The organism is Bradyrhizobium sp. CCBAU 51765 (assembly GCF_015291725.1).
Classification (GTDB): domain Bacteria; phylum Pseudomonadota; class Alphaproteobacteria; order Rhizobiales; family Xanthobacteraceae; genus Bradyrhizobium; species Bradyrhizobium liaoningense.
Genome location: NZ_CP030038.1, coordinates 5,265,551 through 5,279,228, shown reverse-complemented (window position 1 = coordinate 5,279,228; position 13,678 = coordinate 5,265,551). Strand labels below are relative to the sequence as shown.

The following is a 13,678-nucleotide window of genomic DNA, read 5'->3' as shown; positions in this document are numbered from 1 at the left end:
CCTTCTTGATCTCAGGGATTGCCGGAACCGTTGATTGAATTCGTGTTGCCCATGGGCACGGGGCCGGGCACCGGCAGGGACGGACTGATTCCGGCGCCGCCGAGCTCGGTGGATCCGAGCGGAATCCCGACGCGTCCGACCGTCGATGTCGAGGGTGGCAAGGCCGCTTGGGTCGTCGTGCCGTCGGGGCAGCCGAGTGACGAGCTTCCGGAGAGTCCGCCGCCGTCAAACAAGGCTCCCGACGATCCGGTATTCCCTGATGGGGGGCAGTTCGTCATTGCTTGCGAAGGATTGATCGGGGATACGCCAGGGGTGGCGATTTCGGTCGAGCCTAGTGGAATGCCTACTGGCCGTGTGGCGCCCAGGTTGAGCGGCGAGGTTGCAGACATGCCGACAGGAGGCAGCGTCGTCGGCAGCGTCATCTGCGCAGTCGCCGCGGCCGGGATCAGCCAAATCAGGCTGGTTGCGAGCGCCACGCCCAGATGCATCGATGCAGATCGGCGGCATCCGAACCTGTTCAGTGAGAGCTGTTCTCGCATGGGCTGCTCCGGATTCTTTCATGTGTGAGGAACGATAGGGAGCGGCCGGCGTGCCGGTATTCCCTGAATGCACGTCCCGCTGTCTGGCCGCACGATCGAAAGCCAACCACCCCCGGGATCATTGGGGGCCCTTCCGAAGCAGTCGCTTTGCCTCGGACAGCTCCCGGCGGCACGTGGCGATGTAGCCGGAGCTGTCCGCGGCGCGCGCGCGGTCGAGGGCATCGAGCGCGAGCCGAAGGTACACTCCGCTCGCGCCTTCCGCTTGCGCCAGCGATCGCGGCGTGGGCTGATAACCGCGCAGTGCATCGAGGCTTTCCGGGCTCCAGCCATGTGCGCCGGCATTCTTCTCGATCGCGGCGTCCAGCTGTGCCTGGACACGCCCGATCGAATCCTCGCAGGACGCAGCACGAGCCGGGGATGCCGCCTGCAGGAGGATTATAGTGGCAGCTGCAATCCGGATGAGTGAATTCGATGTCATTGTCGATCCTTCGTGTCGTTAGCGAACGTCTGTCTTGAATGACAGGACCGATACGCGCCGTCTTTCGCTTGCGAACGTCGGCTGCTTTGCATGCGCACGAGATCGTGCCATCAGAGAAACCGGAGCATGAGCTGGATCAGAGCTGCGGCCGATAATTCCCGGCGTGCGAAGTGGTAAGGGCCGTTGTTTGCCGAAATACGGAGGCAAGTGGCCAACGTAGTGTCGCACCGTTCCAACCGGAGTGATCCCGACATGAAACACCTCAATGCAGGTCTCGCCTTTGCTGCAGCTCTTTCCCTGTTCGCGAGCGTCGCCCCGGCGCGTGCGGAACCCGTTAAGAACATCGTCCTGGTCCACGGCGCCTGGGTGGATGCGTCCGGCTGGAAGCCGGTCTACGAAATCCTGAGCAAGGAAGGCTTCCGCGTGACCATGGTGCAGGAGCCGGAAACGTCGTTCGCCGACGATGTCACGGCAGCGAAGCGAATTCTCGATCTCCAGGATGGTCCGACACTCCTCGTCGGCCACAGCTATGGCGGGTCGATCATCACCGAGGCCGGCGTCCATCCCAAAGTCGCCGGTCTCGTCTACGTCGCCGCGCACGCCCCCGACGTCGGCGAGGATGAATCGGCGCTCGGCAAGAAGACACCGAGCGTGCTTGGAAAGACCGAGGGCGTCATCAAGGTCACGCCGGACAAGTTCACCTATCTCGATCCCGTGCAATTCCCGAAACTGTTCGCGCCCGATCTGCCGCGTGAGCGCGCCGAGTTCGTGGCACGCTCCCAGGTCCTGGCCGCGGCACAGGTGTTCAGCACCCCACTGACGGCGGCTGCGTGGAAGACCAAGCCGAGCTGGGGCATCGTTGCCGGCGGCGACCAGATCATCAATCCCGATCTGGAGCGCTGGTACTACGAGCGTGCCAAGAGCCACACCACGGTGATTCCGGGCGCGAGCCACTCGGTCTACGAGTCGCATCCCAAGGAAGTGGCGGCTGTCATCACGCGCGCAGCGCGCAGCATCGATCAACCGGTCACCCGCTGACGCCGCATTTTGCCGGTCCTGACGCACGGCCGGTGAACGGAGGGCCGGCGGGAGAGGCAGCACTCCCGCCGGTCTGACTGCCCACCCCCCGGAGAATTCCATGAGTATGATCGAGAAGACCAGCGCAAGTCGAGGACCGCTTCGTGGCCTGACGCGCGTCAAGGAGCAAAGGCCATGACGAGCTGGCAGAACAACCGCGCCGCGCGTGATGCCCGCATCGCTGGAGGTGCCGCACTTGCCCGCGGCAAAGTCGTCGAAGCGGGCAATGCCACGCGCCTGCTCGAGGCTGTGATCCGGCCGGGCGATCGGATCTGCCTGGAAGGCGACAACCAGAAGCAGGCCGATCTACTCAGTCGCGCGCTGCTCGCGGTCGATCTCTCCAGGGTCAACGACCTGCACATGGTGCAGTCGGGCGTCGTGCTTCCGGAACATCTGGATCTGTTCGACCGCGGCGTCGCGAAGCGGCTGGACTATGCCTATTCCGGGCCGCAATCGGCCCGCATCGCGCGCATGCTGTTCGGCGGCAAGATCGAGCTGGGCGCGGTCCACACCTATCTCGAACTGTTCGCACGCTACTTCATCGACTTGACGCCGCACGTCGCGCTGATCGCTGCCGTCAGCGCCGACCATGACGGAAATCTCTACACCGGTCCGAACACCGAGGACACGCCGACCGTGGTGGAGGCAACGGCCTTCAAGGACGGCATCGTGATCGCCCAGGTCAACGAGATCGTCGAGCAGGTTCCGCGGGTCGACATCCCGGCGGATCGCGTCCACTTCGTCGTCAAGTCCGACAAGCCGTTCTTCGTCGAGCCGCTGTTCACGCGCGATCCGGCCGCGATCACCGAGGGACAGATCCTGACCGCGATGCTCGCGATCAAGGGCATCTATGCTCCCTATGGCGTGCAGCGGCTCAATCACGGCATCGGCTTCAGCACGGCCGCGATCGAGCTCCTGCTGCCGACCTTCGGCGAGCGGCTCGGCCTCAAGGGCAAGATCGCAACCCATTTTGCTCTGAACCCGCATCCCGCACTCATTCCCGCGATCGAATCCGGCTGGGTCCGGCAAATCCACTCGTTCGGTTCGGAAGTCGGCATGGACGACTACATCCGCGCCAGATCCGACGTCTACTTCACCGGCCCCGACGGCTCGCTGCGCTCGAACCGCGCCTTTTGCCAGACCGCCGGGCTCTATGCCTGCGACATGTTCATCGGTTCGACGTTGCAGATCGATCTGCAGGGAAATTCGTCGACCATCACCACCTCCCGCATCGCCGGGTTCGGCGGCGCGCCGAACATGGGAGCAGATGCGCGCGGCCGGCGTCATCCGAGCGAGCCGTGGCTGAAGGCCGGGGCGGAGTCCGACCCCGACGGCTCTCCCCTGATGCGCCGCGGCCGCAAGCTGGTGGTGCAGATCGGCGAGACGTTCGGCGACAAGAACGTGCCGCTGTTCGTCGAGAAGCTCGATGCCATCGAGCTCGCGGAGAAGCTGGAGCTCGAGCTCGCGCCGGTCATGATCTATGGCGACGACGTCACGCACATCGTCACCGAGGAGGGCGTCGCCAATCTGCTGCTTTGCCGTACCGCGCAGGAGCGTGAGCAGGCCATCCGCGGCGTCGCCGGCTACACCGATGTCGGCCGTCGGCGGGATCACGGCATGGTCGCGCACTTGCGCAAACGCGGGGTGATCCGCCGGCCCGAGGACCTCGGCATCAATCCGCTCGATGCGGATCGCAGCCTGCTCGCGGCGCGCTCGATCAAGGATCTCGTGCGCTGGTCCGGCGGACTCTACGCGCCGCCATCGAAGTTCAGGAACTGGTGAGGACGGGCCATGGAAGATCTTAGGTTTGAGCACAGCGTTCGCACCCGAGCCGGTGGCGCCAGGCAGAGCGCGATCGTCGGCGTTGTCGCCTCGGGCAATCTGGAGGTGCTGGTGGAGCGCGTCCTCCCGGATGCGGAATGCACCATCGAGATCAGGACCGCGGCGGTTGGCTTCGGCGAGGTCTGGACCGCCGTAATCGGCGATTTCGTCGAGCGCTACTCGCCCGGCGGGCTGAGATTCTCGATCAATGACGGCGGCGCGCGCCCCGATACGGTCTCGCTTCGGTTGGCGCAGGCAGTGCGATTGATCACGGAGAACGGCCAATGACCACGCCACTCAAGGACGTCACACCGGCCGAGCGCGCCCGCAGCACCAGCTTCTACGAAGCGTCGGCCCGCACGCGGCTGGAGTTGCTGCTCGACGCCGGCAGCTTCGTCGAGTTCATCGGTCCGGAGCAGCGCGAGGTCAGTCCGCATCTGAAGATTTTTGATCTGCCCGAGCAGTTCGACGACGGCCTCGTCGTCGGCCATGGCCGCCTCGATGACGCGCCGGTGTTCGTCGCCGCACAGGAGGGCCGTTTCATGGGCGGCGCCTTCGGCGAGGTGCATGGCGCCAAGCTGATCGGGTTGCTCCGCGCGGCGCGCCAGATCGCATCGATGCCCGTCCTGATCCTGTTCGACACCGGCGGCGTCCGGCTGCAGGAAGCCAATGCGGGCGAGCTTGCCATCGCCGAGATCATGCGGGCGGTGATGGAGGCGCGCAGCGCCGGTGTGAAGGTGGTCGGCCTGATCGGCGGCCGGTCCGGATGCTACGGCGGCGGTGGGTTGATCGCAGGCTGCTGCTCGGCGCTCGCCGTGTCTGAACCTGGGCGCATTGCGGTGTCCGGCCCCGAGGTCATCGAGACCAATCGCGGCGTCGAGGAGTTCGACTCCCGCGACCGCGCGCTGGTCTGGCGCACCATGGGCGGCAAGCATCGCCGGCTGCTCGGCGCCGCCGACGTCTTTGCCGATGACAACGTGCAGGATTTCCGCGAGGCCGCGCTGGAACTGCTGGGCCTGATTGGACCTTTCGCCCTCGACAGCTTGAAGGCGGAGCAGGAGCGGCTTGCCGACCGGCTAAGTCGCTACGGCGCCTGCCTGGATGCCGTCGACATCTGGACGGCGCAGGGCATCGCGCATGCCGAAACGGTTCCGGAGTTGCCGGCCGATCAATTCATTACGCTCGCCAACAGGATCGGGAGGACCAGCCGTGACGCTCGATGACATTCTCGCCTCGCTCTTCCCAAAGGGCCATGAGATCAGGAACGACAAAGGCGTCCTTCTCGGCTCGGCGACGCTGCGACGTGGCGACAAAATGCTCGTCCTCGGTGTCGCGGATCGAACCGCACTGGGCGTCGACGAGGCGATCAGATTGTCCGGCCATGTCCTGGCGTCGATCGGCCGGGACTCCGGCCCGATCCTGGTGCTCGTCGATAGCGACAGCCAGCGCATGAGCAAGCGCGACGAGTTGCTCGGGCTGAACGAATTCCTCGCGCATCTGGCGAAAGTGTTGATCCACGCGGACATGAACGGCCGCCCGACCATCGGCCTGCTCTACGGTCACTCGGCGGCGGGCGCTCTGCTCGCGACGGGACTTGCAACCCGCGTGCTGATCGGATTGCCCGGTGCACACCCTGCAGTGATGGATCTGCCGTCGATGGCGAAGGTCACCAAGCTGTCGATGGAAGCGCTCGAAAAGAAGGCGAAGTCGACGCCGGTGTTCGCGCCGGGGCTGTCCAATCTCGTGCAGATGGGCGCGGTTCACATGACATGGAGCAATGACGCCTCGCTCGCCGATCAATTGGAGGTGCTGCTGGCCGACATGCCGGCCGCGCGAGACCAGCGGGATACCCTTGGTAAGGCGCGTGGTGGCCGGCTGAAGGCTGCTGATATTGCGGAGCGGGTTCGTGACCTGGCCCTGCAAGCACGGTGAGCGTTCACCAGGTCGTCATGACCTCGTCTTCGTCAGCCCGGCGGGATGGCGCGCGATGCTGGAAGAGCGAGGCGATCTCGCTTCCGATGCGTTGGTTGCACGGTGGTCCAAAATGGGCTGGCCGGCGATCAGGCGGCGCGCTCTGCCATGCGAGGAAGCCGGTCTTGCCCTGGGCCTGCCATTGCCGCCCTCGGCCGGCAAGAGGCGGATCTCCCTCCTGGTTGATATCAACCACGTCGTCTCGGTGGCGAGGCCGCCGTCGCTGCGGCAGGCGCGCGCTTACGCGCCGCGCAACTGGTGGCCGACGCTCGACCGGCTCGACCGGTTGGAGCTTCGTCACTCGGTGGACGCGCGCGTCTTCGGCAGCCTGGCCTGGCAATCGCTGACCGGGCTCGACTACGTGACGGACCGATCGGACCTCGATGTGCTGTTCGAGTTTCGCGGTGAGACCGACATCGATCGTTTCGTTGCCGATGTGGCTGCGATCGAGAACGAAGCGCCGATGCGGATCGATGGCGAGCTGATGCGCGCGGATGGTGCTGCCGTGAACTGGCGCGAGCTCCACGGCGGCGGGAGCGAGCTTCTGGTGAAGAGCATCGAGAGCGTGATCCTGCTCGGCAGGAATCGATTCATTTCCGGAGCGAGGGGATCATGATCACCGCGGCCATGCGAGGTCTGGAAAGGTCGGTTCAGCGTCGGCCGCGCATCTCGCCCGACGTTTCCGGCATCGGCGCCATCGCCACCCGCTGCCTCGTCGGGGAGCTGGAAACCTGGCCGAAGCCCGGGCTCGTGAGTCATATCGACAATGGCAGTCACGATGATATGGATGCCGGCACGTTCCGTCGCAGCGCCGCGGCGATCGAGCCCCATCTTCAGCACCTGGCCGATTCAGGCGCGCGCGGCTGCGGCATGGGGCGGCTGCGAATCATCGGCCTCGAGGCCGAGCACGCGATGTTTGCAGCGACCTCTGGCGTCAACACGCATCGCGGCGCGATCTTCGGGCTCGGCCTGTTGTGCGCGGCGGCCGGTGCGAGGGCCGGCGGGTTGGTCGATCCCGAGCTTTCGCTTGGCGAGGTCGTGAGGCGCCTGTGGGGCGGCGGCATTCTCGACGGTCCGGTGCTGTTGCATAGCCACGGCAGTGCGGCCCGACGCCGTTTTCGCGCCGGCGGTGCGCGTACCGAGGCCGCGACCGGATTTCCCAGCGTCTACCGGATCGGATTGCCGGCGCTGCGCAGGGTGGCGCATGCCGTGCCGGAAAATGCCGAAGCCGCCCGGGTCGAGGCATGCTTTGCCCTGATCGCCTCGGTCGAGGACACCAACCTCCTGCATCGCGGTGGGTTCGACGGCCTTCGCTTTGCGCATGATGCGGCGCGCTGCTTCATCGATGCCGGCGGCGTCAGCGTGCCCGGTTGGCGTACGCGGGCGCAATCGATCCATGACAGCTTCGTCGCCCGTCGTCTCAGCCCGGGTGGATCGGCCGATCTGCTTGCGATGACGCTCTTTGTCGATGCCCATGAGAGCCCATGCCGATGATGTCAAATGCAATCCTGATGGCGCTCGTGCCGATCTTCTTCGTTCTCTTGTTGGGATACGCCGCCGGCAAACTTCATGTCGTCGACAATCTCCATGTCGACGCTCTCAACGCGCTCGTGATGGATTTTGCATTGCCCGCTTCACTGTTCGCCGCGACTGCCTCAGCGTCGCGCCGTGAGATGATCGACCAGGTCCCGCTCTTCCTGGTGCTCGGCGTCACGATGCTGCTGCTCTATCTTGCCTGGTATTTTGCCGCACGCCGGTTCTCCAAGCTTTCCCAGTCCGAGGCGTCCCTGCAGGCGTTGACGATCGGCTTCCCGAATCTCGCCGGGGTGGGTCTTCCGATCATGACCTCAATCGTGGGTCCAACCGGCGCTGTTCCGGTTGCCGTCGCATTGGCGGCGGGCTCGATCCTCATCAGCCCATTGACCCTGATCGTAACGGAAATGGGGGCCGCCAAGGCTCGTGGCGAAGAGATGGCGGCGCGGCAGATCTTGATGGCGGTCCGCCGTGCGATCACCAAACCGGTGGTGCTGGCGCCCGCGCTCGGCATCGTGTTCTCGTTGTCGGATGTGAGCCTCGGCGCGCTGGCTCATGCGAGCCTCGCCCTGATCGGAAGCTCGGCTGCCGGCGTCGCCCTGTTCCTCACCGGAGCCATTCTGTCGGCGCAATCGTTCCGGCTGGATTGGAAGATCAGCGCTGCAACGGTGGCCTCGGACATCGTCCGCCCGTTGTTGGCTGTCGCGGTCATTCTCGTCCTTCCGATCGCGCAGGATGCAGCGAAGACGGCCATTCTGCTCGCCGCCGTTCCCTCGGGTTTCTTCGGGATTTTGTTCGCGGTCAACTACCGGCTGGATTCCGCGAGGGTGGGGTCCATGGTTATCGCCAGCACCGCATTCAGCGTCCCGACGCTGGCGATTGTGATTGCGCTGCTGTTTCCGCATTAGGGCGCGACCATGACATTGGCAATCCTTTGTTCGGGGCAGGGCGGGCAGCATCGCGACATGTTCGCCCTCACGGGCGATGCGCCGGAGGCCGCGCCCCTGTTCGCGCATGCGGCGACATTGCTGGGCGGCAGAGATCCGCGCGATTTCGTGCGCGCCGAATCCGACGATGCCCTGCATCGCAATCGTGCTGGCCAGGTTCTGTGCACCTTGCAGGCCCTCGCCGCCGCGGCCGCGCTCGGAGATGCCATTCCACCTGGCGCCATCATTGCCGGCTACAGTGTCGGCGAGGTCGCGGCCTGGGGTGTCGGTGGCCTGTTTGACTCGACCGCAACGCTCGATCTGGTGGCGCGCCGCGCGGAGGCGATGGATGCGGCCACGCGCGCCGGTGACGGACTGATCTTCGTCCGCGGTCCTTCCCGGGACGAGGTCGATCGCCTTTGCGAGCGTCACGGCACGGCGGTCGCCATCGTCAATCCGGGTGATGCCTTTGTCATCGGCGGCGGTCGTGAGGCGCTAAGCGAGTTTGCCCGAGACGCGCGGGCAATGCACGCAAGGATCGTTGCGTTGCCGGTCGAGGTCGCCTCCCACACCGAACGCCTCGCCGCGGCGTCTGCCGTCTTTCGTCAGACCTTGCGCGAGGCATCGGTGATATTCCCGCCGCGGACCGGTGCGCGCATTCTGAGCGGAATCGATGCCGCTCCGGTCGTCTCCACCGAGACGGGTCTCGACAAACTCGCCGCGCAGATCTCGCAAACCGTGCGATGGGCCGATTGCCTGCAAGCCTGTGTCGAAGCGGGCGCGACAGGGTTTCTCGAGCTCGGGCCGGGACACGCGCTGAGCGGCATGGCCGCGGAAGCCGCACCCGGAGTTCCGGCGCACGCGCTGGATGATTTCAGGAGCCTTCAGGGCGTCCGCACCTGGCTCACGCGTCACGTCGACCTCTAGCGCGGGCAAATCCCGAACGCGATGCCCTCGATCGCGCATTGTGCTGTCGAAAAAAAGGGGGCCGTCCCTTGGGGAGGACGGCCCCTAAAAATGCTCGGATGCCTAGGGAGGAGGGAGGCTCGAGCCGTGACTTGGGGGTCTCAGTCACTTAACACGCACACCATCGCCGATCCCGTAGCCGGAGTATTTCAAGAACCCCCGCCGTTTCTCATTTCGCATGATCCACGAGAGGCCCTTACGCAGCACGTGAGACCGGGCCTTTGCGGTGTCGAGGTCAGGTCGCCGCACGAACTAGCGTGCTGGCTGCTGCGCTGGTGCGTGCGGGAGGGGGCGAGACACTTGGTGGCGTCTCGTCCAGCTCAGGCGTCATGGACTGCTTCAGGGCAGGCGTGGCGAGGCGTCGATGCCGGGCGTCAGGCCGGGTGCGATCTTCTCTGCCGGGGGAACCGCCGCGGGCTCGCGCGCATAGGGAAGGACGTCCACCTCGGGGCGTTGCTGCGATGTCGCCTGCAGGCAGTCCGGACGAGGCGGGCGGCCTGCGCCGAACAGATCGGAGACGGGATCGACGAAGTTCGCGCGGAACCGGTCGAGCCAGGTTTGGCCCTCGCTCGCGGAGGGCTGCCGGATCGTCACCGTCGCTGTCATGCCGGAGACGAGCGGCACATCGGGTGGCACGGTGTCGATGGCGAGGCGAACCGGTACGCGCTGCGCGAGCCGCACCCAGGTGTAGATCGGGTCCACGTTGGGCAGGCCCTGTGTGCCCACGGCGGCGTTCGACACGCTGACGCCGCGCGTCACGGTCTTCACATGTCCCAATATCGGCTTGGGATAGCCGATCAGTTGGGCTTCGGCGCGATCGCCGATGCAAACCCGCGCCATCTTAGTTTCCTCGAAATAGCCGTCGATCCAGAAACTGTTGGAATCGATCACGGAAACGTTGCTGACGCCGGTGACGGCATAGTCTCCCGCGCGCAACAGCAGGTTGGTGACGTAACCATCGACGGGACTGACCACGCTCGTGCGCTTCAGGTTCAGCTCCGCCTGTGCGAGCTGGTGCGCCGCCGCCTCGTAGGCAGCCTTCGCCTGCGCCGCGTTGCCTGCATAGATTTGCTGTTCTTCAGGCGTCGTCGCAAGATCGGACAGGTGCTGCCGGCGGTCGAACTCAGCCTGCTTCACCACGAGGTCCGCCGCCCGCTGGTCGACCAGAGCCTTGCCGACCCGAACGGCCACCTCGAAGTCGAACGGATCGATCACGTAGAGGACATCGCCCTTGTGGACGAACTGGTTGTCGGCCACCCGAAGCTCCACGATCTTGCCCGCCACTTGCGGCGCCACGTTGGCGACCTGGACGCGGACGGTGCCGTTCCGCGTCCAGGGCGCGGTAACGTAGTGCTGCCAGGTTGAAGCCGCTATGAGAATAGCAACCAGTGCGATGCCGACAGTTGCAAGGTGCCTGCCGGCACCGCGCATGAAGCGGCCGACCGCTTGGCGCAGTGGCCTCGTGGCGGGCGTTGCCCATGCGGAGGGTCTGATGCTGTCCGGTGCCCGATCGCTGGTGTCGCGTGCCACGGTCTGCGGCGCGTTTGAACCGTCCACGGGGTCTGCGGCATCGACCGGTGCTTCGGCTCGGGGCTCGCCATGAAGCGGGGTGACGTCCCGAGGCAGGGTGGCTTCCATGGCACTTCTCCCTAGAAGAAAAGCGCGAGCGTGCCGAACATCGCCACGTAGAGGCAAAGTTCGGCCAGCGACGGGTTGCTGAAGACTCTCGCGAAGCCGACGAAGCGCAGCAGCGGGCGAAGCATCAGGAACGCAAGCAGCGCGATTGCGGCATAGGAGACGATGGGAGCAATGAGCACGCCACCGATGACGAGCTCCCGATATGTGTTTGTCATGGCTGCTTGCCTTGGCTGGGGCCTGTTGGAGGCTGCGATGGTGCAAATATGGCGGCTGCCGGAACCAGCACGGCGATGGCCGAATTCGCGGACAGGTTGTTTTGCGATGCCGCCTTGCTCAGCGCCCCGGCAGCGCCGAGGATGGCGGCACCGTTGCGCTGGGCGAGGGCGTCTCGTGCGTCCTGCACTACCCGGGCGAGCGGACCTTGGGTCAGCCGCTCCAGTTCGGCGCGGCAGCGTCGCAAGCTCTCAGCCTGGTCGAAACAGCGCATTGCCTTCGCCGCGATCTGACCATTGAGAGCCGAGGCGCCGTTTGCGCTCAAAATCTGTTCAACTCGCCCCGCGTCGCGAAACGCGGCTTCTTCTGGCGCGAGGTCTCGAACTCGCCAGCGGTCGAGGGGGCCCAGCTGGCCCGTGGCCTCTCGCAACAGCAGACGAACTCGCTGGTCGCCCGACAATGGAGGCAGCAGCGTCTGCGCTGCGAGCACGAGCACGGACGACAGGCAGGCAAAGAAGCTCGTCACGAGAAACACCTCGGGGTCGTAGTTCTGCGGGTTGGTCGGTGCGAGGACGGCGATCGTGAACACCAGCGTGAGCCGGCCGAGGGAAGACAGCAGCGGGTTCGGCGACGAGATCAGCAGCGCGAAGCCGATGACGACAGGCGCGAGACCGATCGCCAGCAGTTGAAATTCGGACACGCCGTTGAAGACGAAATATTTCAGGATGCCGGCCAGCGCGCAGGCGATCGGCATCGCCATCACCGTCACCATCGTGAAGGTGCGTGGCGCGGGCGCCGTCGAGCCGAGGCCGAGGATCACCGCGACGAGCGAGAGGCAGAGCTCGGTGGTCGGCCATCCTGTCAACACGAAGAAGAGCCCGATCAGCGCGAACGAGATTGCGGCCCTTGCGCCGGTTTCCGCCGCGATGCGGCGCGAGCGGTAGAGCGGCGCGCGCCATGCATGATACGGACTTACCCCTTGGTGCAGCGCATCGAGGCTGCTGCGGGCCTGGGCAAGCTTATGGCTGATCTCGCTGCGGAGCCAGGATCGGGAAATGGCCGTCAGCCCGGCCGCCTTCTGGCCTGGGCCGTTCGCACTCTGCGCCGGGGCGGACGTGACCGGGAGCGCCGCGAGCATGCGCCCAAGGGAGAGGACGCTGACGAGGTCGACCAGCGCGGAACGCGCGGCCGCGGTCCGTGCCGTGCCGATGCTCGATTCCGTGGTAAGGCTGGCGATCTCCGGACGTATCGCAGCGATGTCGTGCAACAGGCTCGCTGCAGCCACCGCGGAGTCACGGTCGGTACCGTGCGTGAGGGCCTTGACCCGGTCGTACAGCGCCTCGATGCGGCCTGCCAGTACCGGATGATAGTCCGGCGCGGCCAGCACCTCGTTGACCAGCGCCACCGCAAGCACCCCGATGCCGATGGCGGCACCGCGCGCGATGCCGGTCGGAAACACCTGGAGCGGCGTGTCGATCTGCTGGATGGCGATCAGGGCGACGGTGATGCAGCCGAGCGCCGCCGCATAGGCACGATTGCCGTCCAGCATGGCGGCGACATAGACGCAGAGCCCGACCCAGATGCCGAGCACGGCGAGCAGGAGGCCGTCGGTCTGAGAAAACACGCCGGCGATCGCAATCGATGCCATGACCCCAATCGCCGTCGCGAGCAGCCGGTAACCGGCTTTTTCCATGCCCTGACCGCGTGTCGGCAAAGCCAGGATCGCCACGGTCAAGGCCGCCGACGAGGGGGATTCGAGTTCGAGCCAGAAGCTCGCATAGAGTGCGAGCATCGTCGCCAGCCATACCCGCAGCGCGAAGGCCCAGGAACTCGCCGGGAAGCCGGCGAAGACCAACGGGGACGGCGCGGCAGCACTGGCGGCGTTCACGGGCATCGTGCCTCATCCGTTTTTCGGCAGAGCGTGCCGCCCGGCCGAAATCGAAAAAGTCGATGACGATTATGAGGTTTGCAGCTCCCGCCGGTATTTCCGGTCCACCAACCCGGTTGCAGGAATGCACGTCTGGTTGGGGAGGAGGGCCGTTGCGCGAGGGACGAATAGACGGGCTACGGCGCGTGGCCTGCCAGCGCCTCTTCGAGGCAGCGGATGATCTCATCGCCGCTGGAGGGCTTGCCGAGAAAGCAATGCGCGCCTGCGGCCATGACGCGCTGGCGCACGGATTCGCTTGGAAATGCCGTCATGAAGATGATCGGGAAGCGGCGGCCGGCGGCGATCAATTGGGCCTGCAACTCATCGCCCGTGATGACCGGCATCTGCACGTCGGCGATCATGCATGCCGGATCGTCTCCCGGCGCATGCCGCAGGAAGTCCAGGCCGGACTCGTAGGCATCGGCCTCGTAGCCGAGCGAACGCACCAGGCTCGCGAGCGAAGCGCGAACCCCTTCATCGTCGTCCACAATCGCAATCACAGGAGTCTTGGCCATTTGCGCTCAATCCTGACCGCGGTGTTCCGCAAGGCAAGGAGGATATCTCCCGTTGCGCGGCCGATGACGCCTTA

General features: G+C 65.6%; 15 protein-coding genes. 9 read left to right on the top strand and 6 right to left on the bottom strand.

Features of this window, described 5'->3' with window-relative positions; translation table 11 throughout:
• Positions 1–11: 11 nt before the first annotated feature.
• Positions 12–539, bottom strand: coding sequence for a hypothetical protein (locus tag XH96_RS25220; protein WP_194388140.1), 528 nt, complete (start codon positions 537–539; stop codon positions 12–14).
• A gap of 118 nt (positions 540–657) precedes the next feature.
• On the bottom strand, positions 658–1,017 hold the full coding sequence (locus tag XH96_RS25215; RefSeq protein WP_194388139.1) for a hypothetical protein: 360 nt from the start codon (positions 1,015–1,017) through the stop codon (positions 658–660).
• A gap of 252 nt (positions 1,018–1,269) precedes the next feature.
• Between XH96_RS25215 and XH96_RS25210 the strand changes: the two genes are divergently transcribed.
• The 9 genes from XH96_RS25210 (at position 1,270) to XH96_RS25170 (ending at position 9,272) form a co-directional block, all read left to right on the top strand.
• The gene (locus XH96_RS25210; RefSeq protein WP_131869954.1) at positions 1,270–2,055 is read left to right on the top strand and encodes an alpha/beta hydrolase; all 786 of its coding nucleotides are present in this window, start codon (positions 1,270–1,272) and stop codon (positions 2,053–2,055) included.
• 174 nt (positions 2,056–2,229) lie between these two features.
• Positions 2,230–3,876 carry a malonate decarboxylase subunit alpha gene (gene mdcA, locus XH96_RS25205; RefSeq protein ID WP_194388138.1) on the top strand — a complete coding sequence of 549 codons (1,647 nt, stop codon included), beginning with the start codon at positions 2,230–2,232 and terminating at the stop codon, positions 3,874–3,876.
• 9 nt (positions 3,877–3,885) lie between these two features.
• Positions 3,886–4,203, top strand: coding sequence for a malonate decarboxylase acyl carrier protein (mdcC, locus tag XH96_RS25200; RefSeq protein WP_194388137.1), 318 nt, complete (start codon positions 3,886–3,888; stop codon positions 4,201–4,203).
• Positions 4,200–5,138 carry a biotin-independent malonate decarboxylase subunit beta gene (locus XH96_RS25195; protein WP_194388136.1) on the top strand — a complete coding sequence of 313 codons (939 nt, stop codon included), beginning with the start codon at positions 4,200–4,202 and terminating at the stop codon, positions 5,136–5,138. The genes mdcC and XH96_RS25195 overlap by 4 nt, the downstream gene beginning before the upstream one ends.
• Positions 5,125–5,847 (top strand): biotin-independent malonate decarboxylase subunit gamma, encoded by a 723-nt coding sequence (gene mdcE, locus XH96_RS25190; protein ID WP_194388135.1) that lies wholly within the window; start codon positions 5,125–5,127, stop codon positions 5,845–5,847. Before XH96_RS25195 ends, mdcE begins: the two co-directional genes overlap by 14 nt.
• A complete protein-coding gene (mdcG, locus tag XH96_RS25185; RefSeq protein ID WP_194388134.1) occupies positions 5,822–6,502 on the top strand; it encodes a malonate decarboxylase holo-[acyl-carrier-protein] synthase in 681 nt (226 codons plus the stop codon). The genes mdcE and mdcG overlap by 26 nt, the downstream gene beginning before the upstream one ends.
• Positions 6,499–7,380, top strand: coding sequence for a triphosphoribosyl-dephospho-CoA synthase MdcB (mdcB, locus tag XH96_RS25180; protein ID WP_194388133.1), 882 nt, complete (start codon positions 6,499–6,501; stop codon positions 7,378–7,380). The genes mdcG and mdcB overlap by 4 nt, the downstream gene beginning before the upstream one ends.
• On the top strand, positions 7,377–8,327 hold the full coding sequence (locus tag XH96_RS25175) for an AEC family transporter (protein ID WP_194394252.1): 951 nt from the start codon (positions 7,377–7,379) through the stop codon (positions 8,325–8,327). Before mdcB ends, XH96_RS25175 begins: the two co-directional genes overlap by 4 nt.
• Positions 8,328–8,336: 9 nt before the next feature.
• On the top strand, positions 8,337–9,272 hold the full coding sequence (locus XH96_RS25170; RefSeq protein ID WP_194388132.1) for an acyltransferase domain-containing protein: 936 nt from the start codon (positions 8,337–8,339) through the stop codon (positions 9,270–9,272).
• A 378-nt stretch (positions 9,273–9,650) separates the two neighbouring features.
• Here XH96_RS25170 and XH96_RS25165 read toward each other — a convergent pair whose 3' ends face one another.
• From XH96_RS25165 to XH96_RS25150, 4 genes are all read right to left on the bottom strand, one after another.
• Complete coding sequence (locus XH96_RS25165) at positions 9,651–10,949, bottom strand: HlyD family secretion protein (protein ID WP_194388131.1); 1,299 nt, start codon at positions 10,947–10,949, stop codon at positions 9,651–9,653.
• A gap of 11 nt (positions 10,950–10,960) precedes the next feature.
• Positions 10,961–11,164, bottom strand: coding sequence for a DUF1656 domain-containing protein (locus tag XH96_RS25160; RefSeq protein ID WP_028179429.1), 204 nt, complete (start codon positions 11,162–11,164; stop codon positions 10,961–10,963).
• Complete coding sequence (locus tag XH96_RS25155) at positions 11,161–13,056, bottom strand: FUSC family protein (RefSeq protein WP_194388130.1); 1,896 nt, start codon at positions 13,054–13,056, stop codon at positions 11,161–11,163. Before XH96_RS25155 ends, XH96_RS25160 begins: the two co-directional genes overlap by 4 nt.
• 170 nt (positions 13,057–13,226) lie before the next feature.
• Complete coding sequence (locus XH96_RS25150) at positions 13,227–13,604, bottom strand: response regulator transcription factor (protein WP_194388129.1); 378 nt, start codon at positions 13,602–13,604, stop codon at positions 13,227–13,229.
• Positions 13,605–13,678 lie beyond the last annotated feature (74 nt).

Coding starts and splice junctions, on each gene's coding strand:
- XH96_RS25220 (WP_194388140.1), bottom strand. CDS start 539: ATGCGAGAACAGCTCTCACTGAACAGGTTCGGATGCCGCCGATCTGCA.
- XH96_RS25215 (WP_194388139.1), bottom strand. CDS start 1,017: ATGACATCGAATTCACTCATCCGGATTGCAGCTGCCACTATAATCCTC.
- XH96_RS25210 (WP_131869954.1), top strand. CDS start 1,270: ATGAAACACCTCAATGCAGGTCTCGCCTTTGCTGCAGCTCTTTCCCTG.
- mdcA (WP_194388138.1), top strand. CDS start 2,230: ATGACGAGCTGGCAGAACAACCGCGCCGCGCGTGATGCCCGCATCGCT.
- mdcC (WP_194388137.1), top strand. CDS start 3,886: ATGGAAGATCTTAGGTTTGAGCACAGCGTTCGCACCCGAGCCGGTGGC.
- XH96_RS25195 (WP_194388136.1), top strand. CDS start 4,200: ATGACCACGCCACTCAAGGACGTCACACCGGCCGAGCGCGCCCGCAGC.
- mdcB (WP_194388133.1), top strand. CDS start 6,499: ATGATCACCGCGGCCATGCGAGGTCTGGAAAGGTCGGTTCAGCGTCGG.
- XH96_RS25175 (WP_194394252.1), top strand. CDS start 7,377: ATGATGTCAAATGCAATCCTGATGGCGCTCGTGCCGATCTTCTTCGTT.
- XH96_RS25170 (WP_194388132.1), top strand. CDS start 8,337: ATGACATTGGCAATCCTTTGTTCGGGGCAGGGCGGGCAGCATCGCGAC.
- XH96_RS25165 (WP_194388131.1), bottom strand. CDS start 10,949: ATGGAAGCCACCCTGCCTCGGGACGTCACCCCGCTTCATGGCGAGCCC.
- XH96_RS25160 (WP_028179429.1), bottom strand. CDS start 11,164: ATGACAAACACATATCGGGAGCTCGTCATCGGTGGCGTGCTCATTGCT.
- XH96_RS25155 (WP_194388130.1), bottom strand. CDS start 13,056: ATGCCCGTGAACGCCGCCAGTGCTGCCGCGCCGTCCCCGTTGGTCTTC.
- XH96_RS25150 (WP_194388129.1), bottom strand. CDS start 13,604: ATGGCCAAGACTCCTGTGATTGCGATTGTGGACGACGATGAAGGGGTT.